The organism is Micromonospora sp. NPDC047707 (assembly GCF_040704235.1).
In the GTDB taxonomy this organism is placed as follows: domain Bacteria; phylum Actinomycetota; class Actinomycetes; order Mycobacteriales; family Micromonosporaceae; genus Micromonospora.
Genome location: NZ_JBEYSU010000048.1, coordinates 1 through 25041, shown reverse-complemented (window position 1 = coordinate 25041; position 25041 = coordinate 1). Strand labels below are relative to the sequence as shown.

Genomic DNA, 25041 nt, shown 5'->3' with positions numbered 1-25041 from the left:
CGATAGAAGCGTCAGAACTCCTATCCTTCCAGCTCAAAGGGCATCTTCTATCTTTGGGCTCTCACCAACCCAATCCTCATCGGTGGATCGAGGCTGAGCATGCTGCGACTGGCCGGTCATCTCGAACGGCGCTCGGTCATTGGTGGCCTGCTCATGCTCCCGTTCGTGGCGGTCGGCTTCGCACTGGCGGCCCCGCTGCGTAGGCGCCTCGACTCGGGAAGGATCCGGCCCGCTGTGCTCGCCATCGCCGCATGTGCCGCCACGGCCCTGCTCGTCAAGGCCCTGCTCGTCAAGGCCGCGACATAGAGCTTCGACTCGAGGAAAGGGCGACGGTATGCCGCGAGGCGGTCCGAGCGAACAGAACGGTAAGGACGCCTTCCCTCCAGCCGTAGCGATCCACGTTGTGGCCTGCGGCCACCGCAAGATCTCGGGGCTCGTCCACATCACATAGACGATCGCGCGGTGGCCGCGCCACGTCTACCCCGGCCCGACCAGCGGCGTCCGAAACGGCGGCCGGCAATAGGGACTGTCCGATCTTCGGCTCTGGCACGGAGACGGTGGTCGCGGTGCTATGCGAGCAGAATCCGCTGTCGCAGGAGCGGGAATGCGGCTCGGCCGTACATCTGCCGTTTCAGGAACTTGACCTTGGTGTGGGACTGTCCCAGGCATGCTTCAAGCGCGATGGGGAGCTCGAAGCCACCCCGCCCCGGTCGTCCAGCGGGACGTTCAGTCGCTCGGACGTCCGGCTGACTCACTGAGCGGCGGCGATGCGGGTCCAGGTAACGAACGAGCAGGTTGACGCTGCCCGAGAGCCCGACTAGCGAAGCTCAATCAGTATCCGGCGGGCAGCACCCACTTCGGTCGATGCAGTCGGTGTCGATGCTGATCATGTGCCAGATGACGGGTGAGGATCCTGTGTCCGGCCGGCGACGACGGCGCGTCTCGCGGTGGCAGCCGCTCCGACCGTCGTGACTAACTGGCGCTCGGCTTGCAGCCGGTACGAGCACGGCCAGTAGGCCTGGCAGTCTCGACACCGGCGGGCGTCGTCATCACACTGCTGGTGCCGCTCTGCCACGGCCTGCCACTGCTCCATGTCCACGGCCACCTGATACCCAGAAGCGCGATGCATCACCCCGGGGCCAGCGTGGGCGATGCGGTGTCGATGCGTTGACCGGCGATGACCAGGATCCTCGGCAGCTGACGCGGCGTTCGACCCGCAGCGGCTGCAACGCGGGCGCCGTCGGTCCCCCGAAAGCGAATGAGCCGCGGCCGCTTCGGGCTGTTCGCGGTCGGCCACACGCTGCATCCGTCATCGACTCCGCAACCACAACCCGACTCAGGAAAGGCGACCTGACCGAGATCGATTACCTCAGAAGCGAGGGTTGCTGCCAACCTGCGGCAGCCCTAGCTAGCCGACCCGGCAGCCAGTGCCGCTGCGGCGGGAGGGCGGCGAGGGTGGGGGCCGAAACGCGGGCCCCGGTCAGTCCGACGAGGCGGAGGGTATGGGGGTCGGGTCCGGGCGACCCGTTGTTGCTATAGCGGCAGCGTGGGTGTAGGCCGGCGCGTAGAAACTGGGTGTCTCGGGCAAGCCGGTTGATCTACCTGATCTATTTATCAGCATTCGACCCCTTTCACCACGAGCGATGCGTTTGCGGGGTCAATGGTGTGTCATTCGTCACAGGGCGGTGACTGTAGTATTTGAGCCCGACCATAGGTGGGGGTGGCCTGTGACGGCGGGTTCGGCGACGGCACGGCGCCCGGTGCGCTTCAGCACGCAGGGGCTCCCGGAGGCCCAGAGGATCGCGTTGTGGGAGGACCACAACGCGCAGGCCTTGATCGGGCTGCGGTGTCACACGCTGGGTGAGGCGCCGTTCGACGGGTTCGAGCTCAACCTTCAGCTCGAGCAGATGCACCTGGCCCGCGTCCGTGGCAACGCGCACGTCGTCGAACGTCCGGCCGAAGTGATCCGTAAGCATCCGGCGGACGCGGTCGCGGTCTACCTGACGCTCGTCGGGGAGGCGTTTTTCTACCACAACGCCGGCGTGCTCACCCTGCGACCCGGACAGGCCCTGATCTGCGACGCAGATCGTCCGTTCATGCGCGGCTTCTCGCGTGGCCTGGAGGAACTCGCGATCAAGGTGCCGCGCCCGCTGTTCCGGGAGCTGACCGGCCTCGACTCGCTCAGCACCCCACTGGTCCGCGACTTCGCCCGGGGTGATGTGCCGGCACGGACGTTCGCGAGGATGATCGACCGCGCTCTGCGTCCCGACGGAGGCGAACCCGTCGACGAACGAATCGCGCTCGACCTGCTCGCGAGCATGGCAGGCAGCCGTCCGGTCCACCTCGGCACGGTGCATCTGGCCAACGCGCGTACGTTCATCGAGGATCACCTGACCGACAGCAACCTGACTGCTGCCCGGGTCGCGGCCGGGATCGGTATCAGCGAGCGCCACCTGTCCCGGGCGTTCGCCGCCACCGGCACCACCGTTCCGCAGTTCGTGCTGGCGCGGCGGCTGGAACGTGCCCGTGCGCTGCTCGCGTCCTCGCCGCAGATTTCGGTCGGTGAGGTTGCGGCCCGCTGCGGCTTCGGGTCGGCTACTCACTTCTCGCAGGCATTCCGGGCGCGCTTCGGCATGCGCGCCACGGACCTGCGCCGCCAGGCCCGGGCGAGCCGGCTCGACTAGTTCTCCGATTCCGCCACAGCTTCGTATTTCCGCCGTGTTACGGCCTCCGCACTTGCTGAGGCGGCGGAGCACCGCGCCACACTGGGCGCGCGAGTGGCCCGGACCACACGCCGAGCAGTGGAGTGGGGTGAACGATGGTGGAGTTCAGCGACGGGATGGCCGAGACGCAGCTTCCCGGGGGATCGATGGTGACGACCGACGTCGTGGTCGTCGGCTCGGGCCCTGCGGGGGCAGGAGCGGCGTTGTTCCTGTCCACGCTGGGGATCCCGAACATCATGATCACGAAGTACCGCTGGACGGCGAACACGCCGCGGGCGCACATCACCAACCAACGCGCGATGGAGATATTCCGGGACCTGGGCATCGAGGATCAGGTGCTCGCCGACGCCACGCCGCACGAGCTGATGGGCGACACCGTCTTCTGCACCTCCATCGCCGGCGAGGAGATCGGACGGATCCTCACCTGGGGTACCCATCCCGCCCGGCGGGCCGACTACCAGCTTGTGTCACCGTGCCTGCCGGTCGACATTCCCCAGACCTACCTGGAGCCGATTCTGGTGCGTAACGCCGCAGCGCGAGGCACCCAGGCCCGGTTCTCCACTGAGTACCTGGGGCACCGGCAAGACTCCGATGGCGTCGACGTCCAGGTTCGCGACCGCCTCACCGGCGAGGAGTACACCATCCGGGCCAAGTACCTCATCGGTGCCGACGGCGCCCGCTCCAAGGTCGCCGCCGACGTCGACCTACCGATGGAGGGCGCGATGGACATCGCCGGCTCGATGAACATTACCTTCAAGGCCGACATCTCGGCGCACTGCGGGCACCGGCCGTCGGTGCTCTACTGGGTGATCCAGCCCGGTTCTAACGTCGGCGGGATCGGGGCCGGGCTGGTCCGGATGGTGCGGCCGTGGAACGAGTGGCTCATCGTGTGGGGCTACGACATCAGCCAACCCCCACCGGTCGTCGACGAGGCCGCCGCCGTCCAGATCGTGCGCAACCTGCTCGGGCTGCCGGACATCGACGTGGAGATCACCGGCACGTCGTTGTGGGGCAACAACGAGATGTACGCGACGCATCTGCAGTCGGGGCGGGTGTTCTGTGTCGGGGACGCGGTCCACCGCCACCCGCCGAGCAACGGACTGGGGTCGAACACCTCGATCCAGGACTCCTACAACCTCGCTTGGAAGCTGGCAGCCGTCCTCCGTGGGCAGGCCGCGCCTTCGCTGCTGGAGACCTACTCCGTGGAACGGGCGCCGGTGGCCAAGCAGATCGTTCAGCGCGCGAACAAGTCCAGCCGGGAGTTCGTCCAGTTCTTCGAGGTGCTGGGCCTGCTCGACGCCAAGGACGAGGCCGAGATGGCCGCCCGCATCGAGGAGCGCAAAGCCAACACTCCCGAGGGGGCGGCCAAGCGGGCCGCGCTGGTGTCGGCCATGGAGTTGAAGCATTACGAGTTCAACGCCCATGGTGTCGAATTGGGGCAGTTCTACGAGTCCGGCGCGGTGGTCTCCGACGGCACCCGGCGGCCGGAACCGCGCCGGGACCCGGAGCTGTACTACGAGCCGTCAACGGTCCCGGGATCCCGACTGCCGCACGTCTGGGTGGGCGATGCCCGGCACAAGGTTTCCACGCTCGACCTGGCGCCGATGACCCGGTTCACGCTGTTGACCGGCATCGCAGGGGAGCCGTGGGTGGCGGCTGCCGAGAAGGTCGCGCACGAGCTCGGCGTGCCGCTGGAGGCCGTGATGATCGGCCCCGGGCGTCCGGTGACCGACCTGTACTACGACTGGGCGCGGGTGCGGGAGGTCGAGGAGGACGGCGTGCTTCTGGTGCGCCCGGACAAGCACATCGGCTGGCGGTCGATGCGGCTGCCGGCCGATCCGGAGCGGACTCTGCACGAGGCGATGTCGGCGATCCTCGGTCGGGGCGATGCCGCATGAGAGTCAGCTTCACGCACGAGACGCTGCCGCAGCGGGTGGTGTTCGCGTCGTACGAGGCCGCGGGTCACGTGGCCGACGAGGTGGCTCGGCTCGGCGGCGTCCGCCCGATGGTGATCGCCGCAGAAGCCGACAGCGCGCTGGCCGACCCGTTGGTGGCCGTCCTGCCGGCCGCGGTGCGCCATACCGAGGTGGTGATGCACGTGCCGACCGACGTTGCCGATCGGGCCCGCAAGGCCGCCGAGGAGCACGAGGTCGACGTCCTCGTCAGTATCGGCGGCGGCTCCACCACCGGCCTGGCCAAGGCGGTGGCGCTGACCACCGGGCTGCCCATCGTCGCCGTTCCCACCACGTACGCGGGCTCGGAGGCCACCAATGTCTGGGGGCTGACCGAGGGCGGCCGCAAGACCACCGGGGTCGACGCCCGCGTGCTGCCGCGGTCCGTCGTCTACGACGCCAGCCTGATGCTGTCCCTGCCGGTGCCGCTGAGCGTGGCCTCCGGGCTGAACGCGCTGGCCCACTGTGTCGACTCGATCTGGGCGCCGCGGGTCGACCCGATCGACCAGGCGCTCGCGCTGGAGGGCATCCGCGCCCTTCGCCAGGGACTCCCCGAGGTCGTGCGCGATCCCCAGCGCATCGCCGGACGCGAGCAGACGTTGTACGGGGCCTACCTGGCCGCGGTGGCGTTCGCCTCGGCCGGCTCCGGGCTGCACCACAAGATCTGCCACGTGCTCGGCGGGATGTACAACCTCCCGCACGCGCAGACCCACGCCGTGGTGCTGCCGTACGTCCTCGCGCTCAACGCACCGTCGGTCCCCGACAGTGCGCAGCGGATGGCGGCGGCCTTCGGCGGGACGTCCGCTCTGGACGGGCTGCAGCGCCTGCGGGAGCAGGTGGAGGCGCCTCGCGCCCTGCGGGACTACGGGCTGCGCGAGACCGACATCCCGGCTGCCGTCGACGCTGTCCTGGCTGCCGTACCGCCGAACAACCCGACGCCGGTCACCCGCGAAAACCTTGAGGACCTGCTACGCCGAGCCTGGGACGGAGGGGAGCCACGATGAGCCTGGAGCAGCAGAACCGCGAGTCACAGCTCGTCGAACGCGTGGTCGCGTCGTTCGACAACACGCCGGACCCGCGGCTCAAGGAGCTGATGCAGGCGCTCACCCGGCACCTGCACGCCTTCCTGCGGGAGGTGCGGCTAACCGAGCAGGAGTGGCAGCGCGCCATCGAGTTCCTCACCGCCACGGGGCACATCACCGACGACCGGCGTCAGGAGTTCATCCTGCTCTCCGACGTCCTGGGGGCCTCGATGCAAACCATCACCCTCAACCACGAGGCGTACGGCAACGCCACCGAGGCGACGGTGTTCGGCCCGTTCTTCGTCGACGGCTCGCCGGAGATCGAGCTCGGCGGTGACATCGGGGCCGGGGCATCCGGGCAACCGTGTTGGGTCGAGGGCACGGTCACCGACACGCACGGCAAGCCGGTGCCGCATGCACGGATCGAGGTCTGGGAGGCCGACGAGGACGGCTTCTACGACGTCCAGTACGGCGACGACCGGGTCGCCGCCCGTGGCCACCTGTACAGCGACGCGGACGGGAACTACCGCTTCTGGGGGGTCACTCCGACGCCGTACCCGATCCCGCACGACGGCCCGGTCGGCCGGCTGTTGGCCGCCACCGGCCGGTCCCCGATGCGGGCCTCGCACCTGCACTTCATGGTCCAAGCGGACGGATTCAGGACCCTGGTGACACACATCTTCGTCCGCGGGGATGAGCTCCTGGACCGCGACAGCGTCTTCGGAGTACGGGACTCGCTGGTCATGGACTTCGAGCCCCAGCCGGCCGGCACCCCCACCCCCGGCGGCCGCGACCTGGGAGACCACGCGTGGTCACGGGTGCGGTTCGACATCGTCCTGGCCCCCGCGGCCACCACTGGCGAGGAGGGCTGACCCATGCCCACCGACGTGTACCTGTACGACGCCGTACGCACCCCCTTCGGGAAGTACGGCGGTGCGCTGGCCGGCGTGCGGCCGGACGACCTGGCGGCGCACGTGCTGCGGACGCTGGTCGAACGGGCACCCGCGCTGGAACCGGACCGCGTCGACGAGATCGTGCTGGGCAACGCCAACGGCGCCGGGGAGGACAACCGCAACGTCGCCCGGATGGCCGGCCTGCTGGCCGGCCTACCAACCTCGGTGCCGGCCACGACCGTGAACCGGCTGTGCGGCTCCAGCCTCGACGCCGCCATCGTCGCCTCCCGGCAGATCGCCCTCGGCGAGGCGGACGTGGTGCTGGTTGGGGGCGTGGAGTCGATGAGCCGGGCTCCCTGGGTGCTACCCAAGCCGGACAAGGCGTACCCGGCCGGCGACGCGACGCTGGTGTCCACCGCCCTGGGCTGGCGCCTGCTGAACCCGCGCATGAACCCGGAATGGACGATCTCGAACGGCGAGGCCACCGAGCTGCTCGCGATACGTGAGCAGGTGAGCCGCGAAGCGCAGGACGCCTTCGCACTACACTCGCACCAAGCGGCTGCTCGGGCCTGGGAGGAAGGGTTCTACGACGACCTCGTCGTCGGCGTACCCGGAGTGGACCTCGCCCGCGACGAGTCCATCCGGCCCGACACCGGCCTGGAGAAGCTTGCCGCGCTCAAACCGGTGTTCCGCAAGCACGACGGCACCGTGACCGCCGGGAACTCCTCGCCCCTCAACGACGGCGCGTCCGCCGTCTTGCTGGGTAGCCCGTCCGCCGAAGAGATCGTCGGTCGGCCGCCGCTGGCGCGCGTCGCCGGTCGGGGGGCTGCCGCGAACGACCCGCGGTACTTCGGGTTCGCGCCGGTGGAGGCCGCCAACGCGGCGCTCAAGCGCGCCGGCATCGGCTGGGGCGATGTGGGCGCCGTCGAGCTGAACGAGGCGTTCGCCGCCCAGACCGTCGCCTGCATCAATGCCTGGGGCATCAACCCCGCCATCGTCAACGCGCAGGGCGGCGCCATCGCCATCGGCCACCCGTTGGGCGCATCCGGTACCCGCGTGCTCGGCACGCTCGCCCGCTCGCTACGGGCGGCGGGCCAACGGTGGGGGGTCGCCGCGATCTGCATCGGTGTTGGTCAGGCGCTCGCCGTGGTCCTCGAGAACCTGGACAGCTGAGCCATGGTCAGCATCCTGGACAACGCAGCCGAGGCGGTGGCGGGGATCCCCGACGGCGCCACGGTGATGATCGGCGGATTCGGCACGGCCGGTCAGCCGGTCGAGCTCATCGACGCGCTCATCGCATCGGGCGCCACGGATCTCACAGTGGTGAACAACAACGCCGGAAACGGGGACGTAGGCCTGGCGGCGCTGATCCGTGCGGGCCGCGTGCGCAAAATCGTGTGCTCCTTCCCCCGCCAGCGGGACTCCTGGCACTTCGACGAGAAGTACCGGGCCGGCGAGATCGAGCTCGAGCTCGTCCCACAGGGCAACCTCGCCGAGCGCATTCGCGCCGCCGGCGCCGGCATCGGAGCCTTCTACACGCCCACCGGCTACGGGACATCCCTGGCCGACGGCAAGGAGACCCGCGAGATCGAGGGTCGTCACTACGTGCTGGAGTACCCACTGCGAGCGGACTACGCCCTCGTGAAGGCGTACCGAGCCGACGAGCTCGGCAACCTGGTGTACCGCAAGACCGCCCGCAACTTCGGGCCGATCATGGCGACGGCCGCGACGACGACGATCGTGCAGGCCGAGGAGGTGGTGCCCGTCGGTGCGCTCGATCCGGAGATCATCGTCACGCCATGCATCTATGTCGACCGCATCGTGCGGGTGCCGGCGCCCGTGCAAGCGCCTGAGCCGATCGGAGCAGGACAATGACCAGTGTGATCCGGCGCGGCCTCAGCACCGATGAACTCGCCGCGCGAGTCGCGCACGACATTCCGCGCGGAGCCTTCGTCAACCTCGGTATCGGGCTCCCGACCCGGATCAGCAACCACCTGTCCCCGGACGGCCAGGTCCTCCTGCACACGGAGAACGGCATGCTGGGTATGGGACCCGAGGCGCAAGGCGATGAGATCGATCTCGACCTCATCAACGCCGGCAAGGTTCCGGTCACCGAACTGCCCGGCGCCTCGTACTTCCACCACGCCGACTCCTTCGCCATGATGCGCGGTGGTCACTTGGACGTCTGTGTGCTCGGCGCCTATCAGGTGTCGGCCCGTGGTGACCTCGCGAACTGGCACACCGGCCGGTCCGACGACATCCCGGCCGTCGGCGGTGCGATGGACCTTGCCATCGGGGCCAAGGAGACGTTCGTGATGATGAATCTGCTGTCGCGGGACGGGGTTCCAAAGCTGGTTTCGGAGTGTACGTATCCGCTGACCGGTGTGGGGTGCGTCAGCCGCGTCTACACCGACCTCGCAGTGTTCCTCATCGAGGACGAGGGCGTGGCAGTACGGGAGCTGTACGACTGCACGTTCGACGAGCTGATGCACCTTCTCGAGGTGCCGCTGCTGGATCGTCGAGGCTGAACGCCATCGCGTGCACCCACTTACGCCATAGAAGGGAACTGCCTCGGCTGGACACGAAGCACAGCTACCAAGCCAGCCGCACGAGGCCGGCAACGAGGAAGACAGGTTGAGACGGCCTGGAACTACACCTGATCCGGCCGATTCGTCGGGAGCCGACAGGTTCAGGGCCAGGGACATTCCCGGCTCCGCGACTGCTCTGCTCGTCGCGATGAAGCAGCCGGAGAGCGGCCGGCGGGTGCCCGGCGGGCGTTTTGCACCGGGCCTCGGTAGCCGGCTGCCGGCGAGTGGTCTCCGGCCAGCTCTTGGCAGCTGGGGGGGTGGGGGGCACCACCCCCGCTGTCGTCTACGTTTCCTGGTGTGCGCGCATCAGCCCGGATCGGGGTCACTGGCGACGAGGATCCGGCCTTTCACTCCGGCCTCCATCTGGCGGTGAGCCTCGGCGGCCGCCGTTAGCGGGTAGGTGCCGTTGATTCGCGAGATGAGCCGGTTGGTGGCCAGCAGGTCGTTGACAACGGCGGCCGCCTCCGCCAGGTCCGCGGCCGAGGCGTTGCTGATGACGAACCCCCTGATGCTGGCGTCACGCGTGTACAGCGCGCCCATCGGCAGCACCGGCCGGGCCGCCATCCCGGCCAGCGCGATAATCCGTCCACCCCGCTTGAGCAGCGGTACGGCAAGGTCCAGGTCGTGGCGTCCCGAGTTGTCCCACCACAGGTCGAATCCCTCCGGCGCGGCCTCCGCCAGCAGAGCCGGTAAGGCCTGGTCGCGGTAGTCAGTCAGCACATCCGCGCCGCACCGGCGGCACCAGTCGAAGTCCTCTGGCACCGCCGTGGCGATGACGCGAGCACCCGCCGCCACCGCAAGCTGTACGGCCGCACTCCCGACCCCACCCGCCGCCCCGGCGACGAGGACCGTCTCACCGGGCCGCAGGGAGCCGGTCCGGAACAGGCCGAGGTAGGCGGTCGCCGCGGTGTGCAGTACGGAGACGGCGGTCGCCGGGTCGGCCTGCGCCGGCAGGCGGTAGAGACGTTCCCGAGGCACCACGGCGAACTCCGCGAATGACCCTTGACGCCCCTGGTGCCCCAGGCTGTTGCACCAGACCTTTGCTCCGATCGCGAGGTCGTCCACCCCCTCGCCGGTCCGTACCACGGTGCCGACCAGGTCGCGACCGATCACGAACGGGAACGGCGTCTGTGTCCTGTACCCGCCGGAGCGTACGAACGTGTCGACGTGGTTGACCGCCATCAGCGCCGTCCTCACCAGAACGTCGGTGGGGCCTGGAACCGGCACCGGAAGGTGGCCGATCCGGATGCGTTCCGGGCCCCCGAGTTCGGTGAGGTACGCCGCCAGCATCATGTCAGGCAGACCCACCGACGGTCTCCTTTCCCACCGGGCCGGCCGGGCCCTGGCGCACGGCGGCGTACCCCGCACTCCAGGAATCGACGAGCCGACGCTCCTTTCAGGAGGTCGGGCCCGTTCTAGAGCCACCGCGGCAGTTCGGGGGCGGGCTGACCGCCTGAGCCGGTGACGCCGTCGGCCGCTCGGCCGGACAGGTACGCCGCGAGGCCGGCGACGGTGCCGGTCAGGAGTATGGGTTCCCCGGTGCCGGTGACGGCCCACATGCACTTCTGGTCCCTGGCCGCAAGCATGAGCGCGGGACCGCCGCCGCCGGAACGCTTGGCGGCGATGTCGTCTATCAGGGTGGCGAGGAAATCGGACGGTAGATCGTCGAAGCCCACTCCGGCGCCGAGGTCGGCCGCGTGGACCATGACCTCGCGGGCGCGCATCCAGGGGATCTCTTCGGCAGGGACCATGCGGCCCTGGGCGGTCCGGACCCGGTGGGTCCACTGCTTTTCGTTCAGCTCGGCGAGCCGTGCGTCGAGGGCCGCGGCGGCCTGCGCGGCCCAGACACGCAACTCGGCCGTCGGCCGCCTGGTGCCGGCCTCGATGTCGGCGTCACGCTGCTCTGGAGAGGAGTACATCGGCGTTTCCTCGCCGGTGCGCGCCCAGCGTGTCAGGTTGACCAGCGCGTCGGCGTTGGCGGCGACGTGGGCCAGCAGATGCTTGCCGGTCCAGCCATCGAGCGCGGTCGGCTGGTCAAGCTCATCATCGGGCAGGGCGGCCAGGGCATCGAAGAAGATTTTGGTGCCCTGGGCCATCCATCGCAGGCTGTCGACGTGGGTGCGATCAGCGACCATTAGAGATCAACTCCGTGACAGCTTTTGCTTCGGAACGCCCCAGACCGGTGATCTCGGTGGTCAGAACGCTGCCGTCGGTAAGGTGCCGGGCCGGCTTTCGGGCATGGCCCACCCCGCCAGGCGTACCGGAGGCGATGACGTCGCCCGGCTTGAGGGTGACGATCGTGGAGATGTACCGCACCAGGGCGACGGGGTCGAACACGAGGTTCGAGGTGTCGGACTGCTGCACCACCTCACCATCGACAAATCCGGTGAGGGTGAGCGAAGGTCGGGTGCCGCCGGGCAGTTCGTCGGGGGTAACCAAATAGGGGCCGAAGGGGGTGCTGTTCTCCCAGGTCTTGCCCTGCAGCCACAGCTGGGAGCGGTACTGCCAGTCGCGCATGGTGACGTCGTTGAGGACGGCGAACCCGGCGATGGCCCCGCTTGCCTCGGCCTCGGTGGCGCGGCGCACGGTCTTGCCGATGACGACGGCGAGTTCGGCCTCCCAGTCGACCTGCTCGGACTCCGGCGCGAGCTGGATCTCGTCGTACGCCCCGATGAGCGCCTCCGGGTACTTGGCGAACAACGTCGGGTACTGCGGCAGCTCCCGCCCCATCTCCAGGATGTGGTTGCGGTAGTTCAGCCCAACGCAGATGATCTTTCCGGGGCGGGGCACGACCGGCGCGTAGCCGAACGCCTTGACCGTGTCCCCGGCACGGGCGGCGCGTTCGGCCCAGTCCGGCTCGGCCAGCAGTTCACCGACGTCGGCAAGGCCGAGGTCGATCAGCGTCTCCCCGTCCACGCGCACGGCCTGAGTCGCGCCGTCGCGGGTGCGGATAGTGGCGAGCTTCATTCCTGTCCTTCCGTCTGGAAGCTGTCCGGCTGCAGCGCCTCGAACATCGGGCTGTCGCTGAACCGGAAGAGATCGAGGGCAGCCGATTCGGAGTCGGACGCCGAGGCCTCGGACCTGACCGAGAGGGGTCGCCAGCACGAGCGCCTCGATCGACATCGCCTACCACGATGCACTTGCCTTACCCCTGCGAGCACACGTGCGGCCCATGCCGGCCGCACGTGTGCTCGAGCGCCATGGCCCGCCAGGCGGTCAGCCCTCGACCGGGGTGAGGGGACAGGGAACGGCGCCGTCCGCGGTGACGGTGACGGTCAGCCGGCCGATGCGGTCGATCTCGAGCGTGACGGTGTCGCCATCGGCGAGCGGGCTGACGCCCGCGGGAGTGCCTGTGGAGATAACGTCCCCAGGTAGGAGCGTGGTGACGGTCGAGGCGAACGCGACGAACCGGGCGACGTCCCAGATGAGCTCGGCGGTGTTGCTCTTCTGCCGCACTGTGCCGTTCGTCCACAGCGTGAAGCCGACGTCCGTCGGATCGCCGAGTTCGTCCGGTGTCACGATCCACGGGCCGACGGGGGTGAAGGTGTCAAACGACTTGCGCATCGACCGGTCCTCGCCGCCGCGCATCGTGACGTCAATCAGGCCGGTGTAGCCGAACACGTGGCCGAGCGCCTCGTCCGGGCGGACGTGGCGTGCCGGCGCTCCGATCACCACGGCGAACTCGGCCTCGTGGTCGATGCGCCGGTCGGTGTACGGCAGCCGCACCTGCCCGCCGGGGCCCAGCATTGAGGTAGGTGCTTTGAGGAAGAAGCCCATGGCGTTGATGTCGCCCTTGAGGCGCATCTCGGCCTTGTGGTCCCGGTAGTTCACCGGTGCGGCGACGATCTTGCCGGGATCGGGGAGCGGCGCCTGCAAGGTCACGTCGGCCAGCGGACGCGGGCTGCGTGCCGGGAACTCGTGCCGGATCCGGGCGAGCAGTGCGGGCGCGGCCGCGAGCCGGCGCATCCGGCTGGTTCCCGGAGCAGCGGCGGTCGGGCCGTCGACCGGGCGGTCGATCAGGTCGGAGACGTCGACGACGCCCGTCTCGGTGACGACACCGACGCGGTCGTCGTCGAAGGTGGCGAGCCGCATGGCGGACCTCCTGGGTCGGGGATGGCGATCTCAGTGGGTCGAGGTGAGTGCGCGGTGCCTGGTTTCCGGCGCGAACGCCAGTGCCGCGGTCGAGATCAGGGACAGCGCGCCCGCGTAGAGGCCGAGCCGGATCGGGGAACCGCCACCGGCGAGGAGGGCGGTTCCGATCAGCGGGGCGAAGCCGCCGCCCAGCACGCCGGCGAGGACGAACGCGCCGGACGCCCCGCTGTAACGCACCCGGGTGGGGAAGAACTCCGCGAGCCACGCGCCGACGAGGGCGAAGATGAGCGTGAACGGGATCATGGTGACGCAGAAGCCGACGCCCACGAGGAGCGCGTTGCCGGTCTCGAGCAGCGCGAACGCGGGCACGACGCAGATCGCGACGCCGGCGGCGCCGATGAGCATGGGGATGCGCCGCCCGAAACGTTCGGCGATCAGAGCCGCCGGGGGGACGAGCACCATGTGCGTGAAGGCCGTCGCACAGGCCACGAGGATCATCTGAGCCTGCGGGATTCCCTGCGCGGAGGATCCGTAGGAGACGCTGAACGCGGTGATCAGGTACCAGGTCGCCAGCCCGCCGACGGGGGCGGCCACGCCGATCGCGAACCGGCCGGGGAACTCGCGGAGCACGGTGACGACGGGGAAGCGGACGAGCTGCCGGTTCTGCGCCGCCTGCTCGAAGACCGGCGACTCGGCGACCTTGAACCGGACCCACAGGCCGACGGCGACCATCACGACGCTGATCAGGAACGGGATGCGCCAGCCCCACGCGACGAACTGCGCACGGTCCATGACGCCGGTGACGGCGGCAACGACGAGGCTCGCGAGCACGAAGCCGAGTGGCGGCCCGATCTGCGGGACGGACCCGAAGATCGCGCGCCTGCCGGGCGGGGCGTGCTCGGTGGCGAGGAGCACCGCGCCGCCCCACTCCCCGCCCAGCGCGAGGCCCTGCAGGATCCGTAGGACGACGAGGAGCACCGGGGCCAGCACGCCCACGCCGGCGTAGGTCGGCAGTAGCCCGATGGCGACGGTGGCGCCGCCCATCATCAGCAGACAGATCAGCAGCGAGCGACGGCGTCCCACGCGGTCGCCGATCGTGCTGAACAGGATCGACCCGATCGGCCGTGCGACGAACGCGACGGCGAACGTCGCGAAGGCGGCCATGGTGGAGGCCGTGCTGCTCGCCGAGGGGAAGAACAACGGGCCGAGGACGATCGAAGCGAGGATGCTGTAGACGGCGAAGTCGTAGTACTCGATGGTCGTGCCGATCAGGCTGGCGGCGGCGACCCGACGGCTCGCGGCCGGGTCGGCCGGGACGTCGGCGGCAGCCGGGGGAGCGGGGGACACGGCGGGGGGCACTGCGGGAACGGCGCTGGACATGATCTCTCCTTCGAGACGTCAGCGGGGGTCAGGCGGTCTGGTAGAGCCAGTCGATGTCGCTGTAGTCGTCGTGCGGGCGGGCGGAGAGCAGCCGGTTGCGGACGGTGGCGCCCATCCCGGCGAGGTGGATCAGCTCGCCGAACAGGCGGGCGGTGTGCTGAACCCGAGAGGCGCGGTCCACGCGCTCGTGGAGGTAGCGGGCGAGTGCGGCGTCGACGTCCGCCTCGGCCTCTAGGGCCGTACCGAGGGCGACGGCGTCCTCGATGGCCTGGCAGGCGCCCTGGGCGACGTACTGCAGCATCGGATGGGCCGCGTCGCCGAGGAGCGCGATCCGTCCGTGTACCCAGTTCCGTACGGGCTCGCGGTCGAGCATCTGCCAGCGTCGGCTGCGGTCGATGAGCGCGGCCGCGGTCCGCACGGGGGCGCAGGCCTCGGCGAACCGTTCGTCGAGCTCGGCAGGGTCGCCCCAACGGTCGTGATCGGGGGTGTAGCGGTCACTTTCGAATGCGGCCACCTGGTTGTACAGCTCCCCGCGGCGGATCGGATACTGCACCAGGTGCATCCGGGGTCCAGCCCACAGCAGCACGTCCTCGCCGCCGGCGATCCCGGCGACGTCGTCGAACGGGAGGGTGCCGCGGTAGGCGACGTAGCGGGCGCCGACCGGCTCGCCGTCCGCGACAATGCCCGCACGCACGACGGAGCGCAGCCCGTCCGCGCCGACGAGGAGGTCGGCCCGGAACTCCTCGCCCGGCGCCGTGCGGACCACCACTCCCCGGTCGTCCTGGTCGACGCCGGTGACCTCGGTTCCGCTGCACAGCTCGATGTCGTCGTGCTGCTTGGCCTCGTCGAGCAGCATCGCGAGGAGGTCGCTGCGGTGCATCACCACGTACGGCGCGTCGTAGCGTCTGCGGAAGTCGCCGCCGAGGTCGAGGGCGGTGACGAGGTCGCCGGTCAGCGCGTCCAGCATCACGAGCCGGCGCGGGTAGAAGGCGTAGTCGTCGATCTCGCGGTCGAGGCCAAGGCAGCGCAGGGCGCGGACCGCGTTCGGTGCGAGCTGCAGCCCGGCCCCCACCTCGCCGAACTCCCCGGCGCGTTCGAGCACGCGGACCCGGGCGGCGGCACCGCTGCGCCGCACGGCGAGCGCGGTGGCGAGGCCGCCGATCCCGCCGCCGGCGATCACGACCTCTCCGAGGCGCACCATGTCACACCTCCGTTCCCGGGATCTCCTCGCGGAGCATCCCGAGGGCCCGCAGGGCCGGGCGGTTGCTGTAGGCGAACAGGACGACGTCCTCGGTCGCCGAGCCGTTGACGAACCGGTGCGGCGCCCAACCAGGCACGGCGATCACGTCGTGGGGGGCGAAATCGAACCGTTCGTCGCCGATCTCGACGTGCCCCTGCCCGCGAACCACCTGCAGGATCGTGCTCGCAGTGGTGCGCCGGGGCCTGCCGCCGAAGCGCGGGCGCAGCCTGCTGACCTTGCAGTCGATCGTGGGGAGGACGGAACCGCCGGTCCAGGGGTTGGTGTACTCCAGGACGACGCCCTCGGACTCGCTGCCCTCGGCGTCGTCGGCGATCGCGGCGAACGCGCGCTCGGTCTCGCGCCAGGGATAGTTGCCGACGGGGGAGGCGGGCCCGGCGGCCTGCTCCCAGGCCGGGTTCAGCCTGCCGTGGATGAACCGGCGGCTGGACAGGTCGTCCGGCACCGTCGACTTCTGCGAGCGGTCGCCGAACAGCTCGAAGAAGCCCGCCTCGAACGCATTGGTGATCGGGAAGTCGAGGCCGTCGAGCCAGATCATCGGCCGGTCGCCCGCGTGATAATGGTCGTGCCAGTGCCAACCCGGCGTCATCAGCAGGTCGCCCGGGTGCATGTGCACTCGCTCGCCGTTCACCGTGGTGTACGCGGCGTCACCCTCGATGATGAAACGGAAGGCGTTGGCGGTGTGTCGGTGCGCCTGCGCCGTCTCGCCCGGCATGATGATCTGGAGGCCGGCGAACAGGCTGTTCACGGTGGCCGGCGGGTCCTGCAGCCCCGGGTTGATCAGCATCAGCACCCGGCGCTCGGCGTCCTCAAGGGACAGCGCGTCGGCGAAGTGCATCATGTGTGGCCGCAGCGCCGCGTACTCCCAGCGGTGCGGGCGGGCGGCGCTGCGTGGCTCGGGGAGGAACAGCTCCCCGAAGTACCGCCAGAGTGGGGCGACGGCGAGGGCGTCCAGCTCCTCGTACGCCTTCTCCGATGTGTTCATGGTCATGATCAGCCCCTTTCGTCGCCAATGCTCAGTACACTGACCACATAGATGCTCAGTACACTGAGCATCTTGGGGCAAGAGGCTAGGAGAGCGGGGGCGGCGTGCGCAATAGGCCGGGCGTGGCGAGTTCCCGGACGGCGTGGCCGGAGCAGTCCCGTCACTACACTGTGGGCATGTCCCCGGCCGATCGCCTGACTGATGCCCAGGAGGAGTCGAGCGAGCCCTTCGAGCTGCGTGCGGCCCCCGGTCACCTCGTCCGCCGGCTGCAACAGGTGCACCGGGAGATCTGGGCGCGCGAGGTGCCCGGCGACGTCACGTCCGCGCAGTTCGCGGTGCTGAACATCCTCGACCAGAAGCCCGGGATCGACCAGCGGATGCTGGGGGAACTGGCCGGCATGGACCGCTCGACTACCGCGGAGATCGTCCGCCGCCTTGTCGCGCGGGACCTCCTGGTCCGGTTCCGCGACGCCGGGGACGCCCGGCGCAACCTGCTCCGGGTGACCGACGCCGGCCGCGCACTGCTGCAGCGGGCGCTCCCCGCGGCCGAGCGCGTCAGCGAGCAGCTCCTGCTCGGGCTGGGCGAACGGGAGCGCGTGGAGTTCGTCCGGCTACTGAACCTGGTCGTCGACCACCACCAGGTCGCCTACGACTGACCCGTCTGGGTCAGCGGACGGCTACGGCGGTGCGGACAGTAAACCGGTTGAGCGCCGCCTCGTCCCACACCATGCCGTGGCCCGGCCGCTGCGGCGGCGCCACCCGCCCGTCCACCGGAGTGAGGACCTCGCCCAGGAGATCGTCGAGCAGCGGGAAGTGCTCGAGCCACGTGCCGCTGCGCGCCGCCGCCGTCAGGTGGACGTGCAGCTCGGGCAGGAAGTGCGGCGTGAGGGCGAGCCCGTGCGCCTCGGCGAGCGCGTCGATGCGCCGGAATTCCGACACGCCGCCGGTGAGCGGAGCGTCGGGCATGAGGATCGCGGCGCCGCCGGAGACGAAAGGCGTGAAGCCGCCCAGCCCGAGCAGGTGCTCGCCGACGGCGAGGGGTGGCGCCGCCGCGGCGGCGAGCGTGTGGTGCGCCCGGACGTGGGCGGACGGGAGCGGCTCCTCGAACCAGGCGACGCCCAGCTCGGTGAGCGCGGGTCCCATCCACAGTGAGGTCGCCAGATCGAGCCGCTCGTTGGCGTCCACCATGATAGCTATTTCGTCACCTACGGCCGCCCGCACGGCAGCGACCCGGGCGACGTCGACGGCCGGGGGATGGACCCCGACCCGCAGCTTGACCGCCCGGTATCCCTCCGCGACGTAGGACAGGGCCCCCTCGACCAGCTCGGCCGTCGACATCCCGTGCGTGGCCCGGCCACTGCCGTACACCGGCACATCTTCGCGGTGGGCGCCGAGCAGCCGGAAGAGCGGGACCCCGGCGCGCACGGCGCGCAGGTCCCACACGGCGATGTCCACGGCGGAGGTCGCGAGGAGGGCGACTCCCGCGCCGAGGCGGCTCGTCCGGTCGCGCAGCGCGTACCAGGTGCGGTCCCAGTCCTGCAGCGGCAACCCGAGCACGGCGGGCAGGTGCACCGCCTCCAGCAACGCCGCGACGGCCTCGGCTCCCGGGCCGAGCGAGTAGGTGAACCCGACGCCTGCGGCGCCGTCATCGGCCGTCACCTCGACCCGGACGAGCTGCAGTTGCGTCGCTCCGGATCCGCCGCGGGCCGCCCCGAGGGGCATGTCGACCAGCTTCACCTCGACGCGGTCCACCACACCGTCATGGCCCGCCTGCCGTGCCGTCATTCGGTTCGCCTCCGATTCGCCGAGAATGGTCAGTGTACTGAGTACCCACCCTGCGCCCGCTCGTCGGGTGGGTCCCGGACTGCGGCGTCAGGCGGCCCGTGATCGCGTTCGCGCGCGGCCGGTCGGACCCTCCGCGGTCGGTTGTCCTCGGCGCCGGTGTCCTGAGCCCGACCGGTTCCTCACGGCCTGGCTGATGTCGCACCGTCGACCTGGTTCTTCGCCATGGCCCGGACGATGCGGACAAACGGCTCGACGATCGGTGATTCCTCCTCTCGCCGCCAGGCGAGTCCGGTTCCGACCGCGGTGTTCGAGGACGGCGGCAGTGACCGGTAGACGACCCCCGGGCGTCGCAGAGCTCGCATGGAGTCCGGCACGAGGGCGATACCCATGCCGGCAGCCACCAAGCCGATGATGGCGTGGACCTGCTGTGCCTCCTGGACGACGCGCGGGCTGAACCCCGCACCGTGGCAGAGCGCGACGATCCGGTCGAAGACCAGCGCCTCGCGGGAGCGGGGGACCACCACGAAACCCTCACCACGGAGCTCGGTGACCTCCAGTGGAGCGCCCTTCGGCCGATTGTCAAGCGGATGTCCCGCGGGAAGCACGACGCAGATCGGCTCGGAGAGCACCTGTTCGAGCTCGAGGCCCTCCGCTGCCGAAGGCAGGCGAACGAACCCGACGTCGAGTTGGCGCGCGGCAAGCATCTCGAGCTGCTCGGCTGTGGTGTGCTCGTGCAGGCTCAGGTCCACGTCGGGATACTCGCCGCGGAACGCGCGCACCACCCCCGGTAGGACGCTGTACGCGGCCGGGCCGACGAACCCCACGGCGAGGCGCCCTGTGCTGCCCGCCGCGGCCCTGCGCACCGCGGCGGTCGCCTCGTCGCGGTGCTCGAGCATTGCCCGGGCCTCAACCAGGAAGACCCGGCCCGCCGCGGTCAGCTCGACGTGCCGCTTGGTGCGCTGCAGCAGCCGGACCCCGAGCTCCTCTTCGAGGCGAGCGATCTGCTGGCTGAGGGCGGGCTGCACGATGTGCAGCCGTTCCGCGGCCCGGCGGAAGTGCAGCTCCTCCGCTACCGCCACGAAGTACTGCAGATGTCGGAACTCCACCACTCCACCTCTGATCACGCCGCGCTATCAGACAGATGAGAACCGATATTGGACGCTCTCACTAGTTTCGTCCAGGCTGGGGCACCACATCACGACGAAGGAGACGCGATGACAACGACGGCAGAGACCGACGGGCAGCAGGTCGGCACGCCCCCGCCGGACGCCGCGACGTACGACCAACTCCTCGCGCTCGCCAGGCACCGCCGCTCGGTGCGGGCCATCGATCCGCACCGTGAGGTGCCTGACGAGACCATCGACAAGATCCTGGAGGTCGCCCGCTGGGCGCCCTCGGCGGGCAACGCCCAGCCGTGGGAATTCCTCGTGGTGCGCGACGCCGAAACGCGCAAGCGGATCGCCGAGCTCTACGCCCGGCAGATGGCCGACAAGCGCGAGATGCAGGAGGCCGTGTGGGGTCATCGCGACCACATTGGCTACACCGGTTTCCGGCACTCGCCGGTCTTCGTCCTCGTGCTGGGCGACCCACGAGTGATCGATGCCTATCCCGTGCGGACTGCGCTGGAGAAGGGCGAGTCCCACTTCGTGACGAGCCTGGCTCAGGCGACCGTCTTCGCCCATCTCGCGGTCGCCTCGCTCGGCCTCGGTTCGCAGTGGGTCAGCGACGTGAGCTCGCCCTACATGAGCACGATGATCAAGTCTTGGCTCGGCATCCCGCGGCACATGCGGATCTACGACATGTTCGGCGTCGGATCCCCGGCCGTGATGCCGACCCCGACCTCGCGGCGCGGGCTCGACGAGATCGTCCACCACGAGCGTTACGACCAGGACAGGAGCCGCGATCAGGAGGCTGTGGAGCGGTTCCTCTGGGACGACACACTGCTCGGTGGGTTCCGGTCGAACAACGGACTGAAGGGCCGGGGCCCGACCGAGGATCCCGCCTGATGACCCGCGTTGCCGTCATCGGCGCCGGACCATCGGGGGTGTTCGCCACCGCCGAGCTGCTGACCCGGCCGGGCGTCGAGGTCGATGTCGTCGATCGTCTCCCGACCCCGTTCGGTCTGGTCCGCTACGGCGTGGCGCCCGACCACCTGAAGATCAAGTCGGTGACCGCCGCGCTCACTCGGGTCCTCGCCGACCCCCGGGTCCGGTTCTACGGCAACGTCGAGTACGGCACCGACCTCACCCTCGACGACCTGAAACGAACGTCCGACGCCGTCGTCCTCGCCACCGGCGCCCCACTGGCCCGCCGGCTGGGGATCCCAGGTGAGGACCTCCCCGGCAGCTGGACCGCCGCCGACCTGGTCCCCTGGTACAACGGCCACCCAGTGGACGGCGTGCCCTGGACCGGCGGCGCGACGGCCGTGGCTGTGGTCGGCGCCGGGAACGTCGCCCTCGACATCGCGCGCGTGCTGTTCAAGGGCGGGGTTGGGCTCGGCGGGACCGACATCCCCGAACCCGTAGCGGCGGCGCTGGACGCCCGCCCCGTCACCGACGTTCACCTGGTGATCCGCCGCGGCGTCGCCGACGTGAAGTTCAGCCCCGCCGAGCTGCTCGAACTCGACAAGCTCGACCTTGACATCCTCGTCGACCCCACCGACGTCGTGCTCGATGGCCCAGACCGCGCCCGCGCGAGCGAGGACCGGGTCATCGGACAGCGGGTCGACGTGTTCAACCGCTGGTCCCGACGCCCTGCCACCGCAGCACCCCGGCGGCTACGCGTCCACTTTCGGCGCAGTCCTATAGAGATCCTGGGAGAGGGGAGGGTGGCGGCGATCCGACTGCGGGACAACGCCTCCGAGGCGACCGAGGATCTGGCCGTCAGCGCCGTCGTCACCGCGGTGGGATACCGCACTCGCTCGTTGCCGGGCGTGTCGGCCGATCCCGCGGGTGCCACGGTGCACACCGCAGGGCGGGTCGAGCCGGGCCTGTACGTGGCAGGCTGGCTCAAGCGGGAGCCGAGCGGCGTCATTGGTACGAACAAGCAGTGCGCCGTCGAGAGCGTCCGGTCGCTGTGGGCCGACCTCGACGCCGGCCTGGTCCCTTCCGCGACCCACCCAGGCCGACTTTCCGCGTTGATCGCGGCCCGTCGGTGCGACGCCGTCGACTGGGCCGGGTGGAAGCGCGTCGATGCCGCCGAGATCGCCCTCGGAGCCAGCACCGGCCGTGCCCGCACCAAGATCACCGACCTCGCAAGCCTGGTGCGCATCGGCGCCGGTGTCGAGCAGGCCTGTCACCTGGAGGAGATGCGATGACCTACGTGATCACCGCCGGCTGCATCGACGTGATGGACCAGTCGTGCCTGGAACAGTGTCCGGTCGACTGCATCAAGCCCGGTACCCGCATGCTGTACATCGACCCGGACGTCTGCATCGACTGCGGGGCTTGCGAGCCGGTCTGCCCGCAGGAGGCCATCGCCATGGACGCGATGCTCCCGGAGGAGCTGCGGGGCTACGCCGAGGTGAACGCCGCCTTCTTCGCCACCGGCGCTACGGCGGACCCCCCCGAGGTCGCCGCTCGATCGCCCCTCGTGTGAGCCCCGTCGCCCGACACCGTCCGCCGTATCACTGCGGCGGCACAGTCGTCGGTATGCGGATCAATGCAGGCTCCGCGATCGGTAGGCCCGCGCCGCCGACGGGCCCCACGCGCGGGTTTGTCTCTCACCTCTCCCAGTCGCTTCTACGATCGGCGTAAGGACCCGAGGCTGGACGGTTGCGGGCGATCGGGGAGTGTGGATCCAACGGTGTTTTCGGCCTGACCCACCGGGGGTTGCGCCTGGTGAGGAGGGTGCCGTGATGACCGCGAAAGTGAACGACGGGACCGGACGAAAGAAGCGGCATGAGCCTGCCCTTGCCGAAAACCTCGTCCGCGCAGGTCACGCAGCATGCTCGTATTCATGGAGGATGCCGCCGAGGCGATCGCGTCTTCGGACGTCGAGGCGCGCTATCTTGCCCGGGTCGGCGATTGGTGCGGGAAACGAGTGCAGCGGTCGTGCGTTCGCAATGCCTTGGTGTGGGCGGTGTCGTTGTAGAACTGTTCGAACTCGCGTAGGGCGTGGAGCAGATGGCGCTGGTTCCAGAGGGATCATGGTCCGGTCCAGCAGTTCACGGCGGCAGGCTCCTGGCGGGCCGCGGAGATCACCTGCACCCAGGCATCATCGACGATCGTCCTCAACGGACAGACGCCAGGGTTACGAGACGTCGTGCGCCACGAGCGCGGGAGGGAGCTGGTTGTAGGTAGAGCTCTTGAGCGCGGTGCTGTGCGAGAGATGAAGGTTGGCCCTTCGGAGTCGCCCTGCGGGGGGAGGCTTCAAACCGCCACATGCTGCGGGAGTGGTGACGCGACCGTGGTGAGCGATGTGGAAAAGGCGTCCGAGAGGCGTCAGGTAGGGATCAGGAAGGCGAGCGTGAGCGAACCACTGATGACGTGTCGAAATGTATTAGCCTCGATGATTCGCGCCTGACGCCGGTTCCTTCCGCCCGGCAGGTCTGATCGCTGTTGATAGATGCGATTGTGGTTCCGGGCATGGTGGTGGGCCGTCTGTCGCGGCGGCGGGCGTGGTCTCCTGGGGGTCCTCCGGGTTGTCGGGGCAGCGGCTGAGCTGGTCAGCCGGGGGCGGGGATGGCCGCGATCCGGGTGAACGCGGCGGTGATCTGTTCGGCCCAGGGCCAGGTGGCGGGAACGCGAAGCCAGCGGCGGCGTTGCCCGCGCACGAGTCGGGCGGCGGTGTGCAGCAGGCGGTAGCGCAGCCGTTTGGGTTCGGCTTTGGCCAGTTCGCCGTGCAGGGCGTGGATCTGCAGCCAGGCGATCAGGTCGACCGCGATCGCCGCCGCGGTGCACCAGGCGGCGTTGATGGCGAACTCGCGGGAGGGTAGCCGGCCCAGGCCGGTGTCCTTGGCGCAGCGGATCCGGTCCTCGACGCGGGCGTGGGCGCGGTGGCGGGCCTCCAGCCACTGCAAGGCGCCGGTGGTGGTGTTGGTGACGAACGCGGTGTAGCGCCAGCCGTCCCGGTGCTCGAACAGTGTCAGCTGGGCGCCGGGGTGGGGGCGTTCCCGCCGGACGATGATCCGCATCCCGGCGGGCCAGCCGGGCAGGTGCAGCAGGCCGGTCAGTTCGGCGACGGCGGCGCCGTCACGCACACCACCGTCGGCGTCGATCGCTGGCGACCACGCGGAGGCGGGCAGGCCGGTGATGGCGGCGCGTTCGGTTTCGCCGATCGACCAGCCGAGGGAGTACTCCACCCGCCGGCCGCGCTTGCTGTCCTGTTCGGTGAGCCAGTCGAGCACGGCGTGGGTGGCCGCCGCGGAGTCGCCGCGGATGAGCAGGTGCCGGCGGTGCGGTGCGGGGACCTGCGCGACCGCTTGGGTGAGCACGTCGAGGTGATCGGCGGCGGTGTTGGCGCCGGCGTTGCCCGGCCGCAGCGTGATGGCGAGCAACTCGGCGGTGTTGTCGCACGTCACCAGGATCGGATGGAACCCGAAGGTGTGCTTGTAGGTGGCCGCCGCGCCCTCCTTCTCGCTGTGGGCGAGGACGATCGTGGAGTCGATGTCCAGCACGACGACCCCGGAACCGACGTCCCGACCGGCCGCCCGTGCCGCCGGTGGACCGCCGAACAGCTGCCACATCCGGGCCCGCACCTTCGCCCTGGCCTTGGCGATGCGCCGCAGCTGCACCGCACCGATCTCGTCCAGGGCCCGCCACACCGTGGTGTCCGAGGCCACCGGCCCGAACACCTCCTGCTGGTGGCGCAGCACGTCGATGTCGGCGATCGCTTCCCCGCCGTCAGCGATCATCACCGCGAGGTCGACCAGCACTCGACCCCGATCATGCACCGGCCACCGGCCGGCCCGGGCCAGCCCCGCCGACAACGCCACGGTCAACCCGGTCCGGTCGGCCAGCATCCGCAGCAGCGCCGCACCGACGTGCGACACCACACCCGACCCGCCCGCGGTGACCCACAGATCCCTCGACCACGCCGTAAGCTGCACCTCGGAAGTGCCTCCCTCGAAGAGAAACCTGTAGATGTCGCAATCACAAGTTTCCCTTGCAGGGCAGGCACTTCCGCTCATCTACACGCCGACGAACAGCACACCTCGGCGATCACCGTGAATCACCCAGGTTAGGTGACACCGAAACCGGGTGCTTGATGTCGGCCTGGGATGAGTCTGGCGGGAGCCCGTTTACTGGCCAGGTGGTGTCCGGCATGGAGGTGGCGTGAGCCTGATCTGCCGCTCTCGTATGGAACGTGGGAAGACACGACCTGACACCGCTGGTTCGGTTGGAGCCGGCAAGAGGGAGCACT

The 25041-nt window shown here is 69.8% G+C and carries 22 protein-coding genes; 12 read left to right on the top strand and 10 right to left on the bottom strand.

Features of this window, described 5'->3' with window-relative positions; genetic code table 11:
• Window positions 1-99 precede the first annotated feature (99 nt).
• The 8 genes from AB0873_RS29270 to AB0873_RS29235 all read left to right on the top strand — a co-directional run bounded on the left by AB0873_RS29270 (window position 100) and on the right by AB0873_RS29235 (window position 9118).
• A complete protein-coding gene (locus AB0873_RS29270) occupies window positions 100-306 on the top strand; it encodes a hypothetical protein (protein WP_366603750.1) in 207 nt (68 codons plus the stop codon).
• Window positions 307-1727: 1421 nt separating this feature from the next.
• A complete protein-coding gene (locus tag AB0873_RS29265) occupies window positions 1728-2684 on the top strand; it encodes an AraC family transcriptional regulator (RefSeq protein WP_366603748.1) in 957 nt (318 codons plus the stop codon).
• Between the two features lie 134 nt (window positions 2685-2818).
• Complete coding sequence (locus AB0873_RS29260) at window positions 2819-4621, top strand: FAD-dependent monooxygenase (RefSeq protein WP_366603746.1); 1803 nt, start codon at window positions 2819-2821, stop codon at window positions 4619-4621.
• Window positions 4618-5679, top strand: coding sequence for a maleylacetate reductase (locus AB0873_RS29255; protein WP_366603745.1), 1062 nt, complete (start codon window positions 4618-4620; stop codon window positions 5677-5679). Before AB0873_RS29260 ends, AB0873_RS29255 begins: the two co-directional genes overlap by 4 nt.
• Complete coding sequence (locus tag AB0873_RS29250; protein ID WP_366603743.1) at window positions 5676-6569, top strand: intradiol ring-cleavage dioxygenase; 894 nt, start codon at window positions 5676-5678, stop codon at window positions 6567-6569. The genes AB0873_RS29255 and AB0873_RS29250 overlap by 4 nt, the downstream gene beginning before the upstream one ends.
• Before the next feature lie 3 nt (window positions 6570-6572).
• Window positions 6573-7763: a thiolase family protein gene (locus AB0873_RS29245; protein ID WP_366603741.1), complete on the top strand. Its 1191-nt coding sequence runs from the start codon at window positions 6573-6575 to the stop codon at window positions 7761-7763.
• 3 nt (window positions 7764-7766) lie between these two features.
• Window positions 7767-8465, top strand: a complete 699-nt coding sequence (locus tag AB0873_RS29240) for a 3-oxoacid CoA-transferase subunit A (protein WP_366603739.1) — start codon at window positions 7767-7769, stop codon at window positions 8463-8465.
• The gene (locus AB0873_RS29235; RefSeq protein ID WP_366603738.1) at window positions 8462-9118 is read left to right on the top strand and encodes a 3-oxoacid CoA-transferase subunit B; all 657 of its coding nucleotides are present in this window, start codon (window positions 8462-8464) and stop codon (window positions 9116-9118) included. Before AB0873_RS29240 ends, AB0873_RS29235 begins: the two co-directional genes overlap by 4 nt.
• Before the next feature lie 366 nt (window positions 9119-9484).
• Here AB0873_RS29235 and AB0873_RS29230 read toward each other — a convergent pair whose 3' ends face one another.
• The 7 genes from AB0873_RS29230 to AB0873_RS29200 all read right to left on the bottom strand — a co-directional run bounded on the left by AB0873_RS29230 (window position 9485) and on the right by AB0873_RS29200 (window position 16899).
• Window positions 9485-10486, bottom strand: coding sequence for an NADPH:quinone reductase (locus tag AB0873_RS29230; RefSeq protein WP_366603736.1), 1002 nt, complete (start codon window positions 10484-10486; stop codon window positions 9485-9487).
• 107 nt (window positions 10487-10593) lie between these two features.
• Window positions 10594-11313 carry a DinB family protein gene (locus AB0873_RS29225; protein WP_366603735.1) on the bottom strand — a complete coding sequence of 240 codons (720 nt, stop codon included), beginning with the start codon at window positions 11311-11313 and terminating at the stop codon, window positions 10594-10596.
• Window positions 11303-12301: a fumarylacetoacetate hydrolase family protein gene (locus tag AB0873_RS29220; protein ID WP_366603733.1), complete on the bottom strand. Its 999-nt coding sequence runs from the start codon at window positions 12299-12301 to the stop codon at window positions 11303-11305. The genes AB0873_RS29225 and AB0873_RS29220 overlap by 11 nt, the downstream gene beginning before the upstream one ends.
• Before the next feature lie 93 nt (window positions 12302-12394).
• Window positions 12395-13270 carry a fumarylacetoacetate hydrolase family protein gene (locus AB0873_RS29215; protein WP_366603731.1) on the bottom strand — a complete coding sequence of 292 codons (876 nt, stop codon included), beginning with the start codon at window positions 13268-13270 and terminating at the stop codon, window positions 12395-12397.
• A 30-nt stretch (window positions 13271-13300) separates the two neighbouring features.
• Complete coding sequence (locus tag AB0873_RS29210) at window positions 13301-14650, bottom strand: MFS transporter (protein WP_155331456.1); 1350 nt, start codon at window positions 14648-14650, stop codon at window positions 13301-13303.
• 28 nt (window positions 14651-14678) lie between these two features.
• Window positions 14679-15851, bottom strand: a complete 1173-nt coding sequence (locus AB0873_RS29205; RefSeq protein ID WP_155331457.1) for an FAD-dependent monooxygenase — start codon at window positions 15849-15851, stop codon at window positions 14679-14681.
• A gap of 1 nt (window position 15852) precedes the next feature.
• The gene (locus AB0873_RS29200; RefSeq protein WP_196255614.1) at window positions 15853-16899 is read right to left on the bottom strand and encodes a cupin domain-containing protein; all 1047 of its coding nucleotides are present in this window, start codon (window positions 16897-16899) and stop codon (window positions 15853-15855) included.
• Between the two features lie 170 nt (window positions 16900-17069).
• Between AB0873_RS29200 and AB0873_RS29195 the strand changes: the two genes are divergently transcribed.
• Window positions 17070-17549, top strand: a complete 480-nt coding sequence (locus AB0873_RS29195) for a MarR family winged helix-turn-helix transcriptional regulator (protein WP_366603728.1) — start codon at window positions 17070-17072, stop codon at window positions 17547-17549.
• 10 nt (window positions 17550-17559) lie between these two features.
• Here AB0873_RS29195 and AB0873_RS29190 read toward each other — a convergent pair whose 3' ends face one another.
• Both AB0873_RS29190 and AB0873_RS29185 read right to left on the bottom strand, forming a co-directional pair.
• Window positions 17560-18678, bottom strand: coding sequence for a mandelate racemase/muconate lactonizing enzyme family protein (locus AB0873_RS29190; RefSeq protein ID WP_155331459.1), 1119 nt, complete (start codon window positions 18676-18678; stop codon window positions 17560-17562).
• Between the two features lie 179 nt (window positions 18679-18857).
• On the bottom strand, window positions 18858-19784 hold the full coding sequence (locus tag AB0873_RS29185) for a LysR family transcriptional regulator (protein WP_366603727.1): 927 nt from the start codon (window positions 19782-19784) through the stop codon (window positions 18858-18860).
• A gap of 48 nt (window positions 19785-19832) precedes the next feature.
• On the opposite strand from AB0873_RS29185, the gene AB0873_RS29180 reads away from it, so the two are divergent.
• Genes AB0873_RS29180 through AB0873_RS29170 form a run of 3 tightly spaced genes read left to right on the top strand, consistent with a single transcriptional unit; the run spans window position 19833 to window position 22275 of the window.
• On the top strand, window positions 19833-20684 hold the full coding sequence (locus AB0873_RS29180; protein ID WP_366603726.1) for a nitroreductase family protein: 852 nt from the start codon (window positions 19833-19835) through the stop codon (window positions 20682-20684).
• Window positions 20684-21994: an FAD-dependent oxidoreductase gene (locus tag AB0873_RS29175; RefSeq protein ID WP_366603724.1), complete on the top strand. Its 1311-nt coding sequence runs from the start codon at window positions 20684-20686 to the stop codon at window positions 21992-21994. Before AB0873_RS29180 ends, AB0873_RS29175 begins: the two co-directional genes overlap by 1 nt.
• On the top strand, window positions 21991-22275 hold the full coding sequence (locus tag AB0873_RS29170) for a 4Fe-4S binding protein (protein WP_366603723.1): 285 nt from the start codon (window positions 21991-21993) through the stop codon (window positions 22273-22275). Before AB0873_RS29175 ends, AB0873_RS29170 begins: the two co-directional genes overlap by 4 nt.
• 1069 nt (window positions 22276-23344) lie before the next feature.
• Here AB0873_RS29170 and AB0873_RS29165 read toward each other — a convergent pair.
• Window positions 23345-24727 (bottom strand): IS1380 family transposase, encoded by a 1383-nt coding sequence (locus AB0873_RS29165; protein ID WP_366603721.1) that lies wholly within the window; start codon window positions 24725-24727, stop codon window positions 23345-23347.
• Between the last annotated feature and the right edge of the window lie 314 nt (window positions 24728-25041).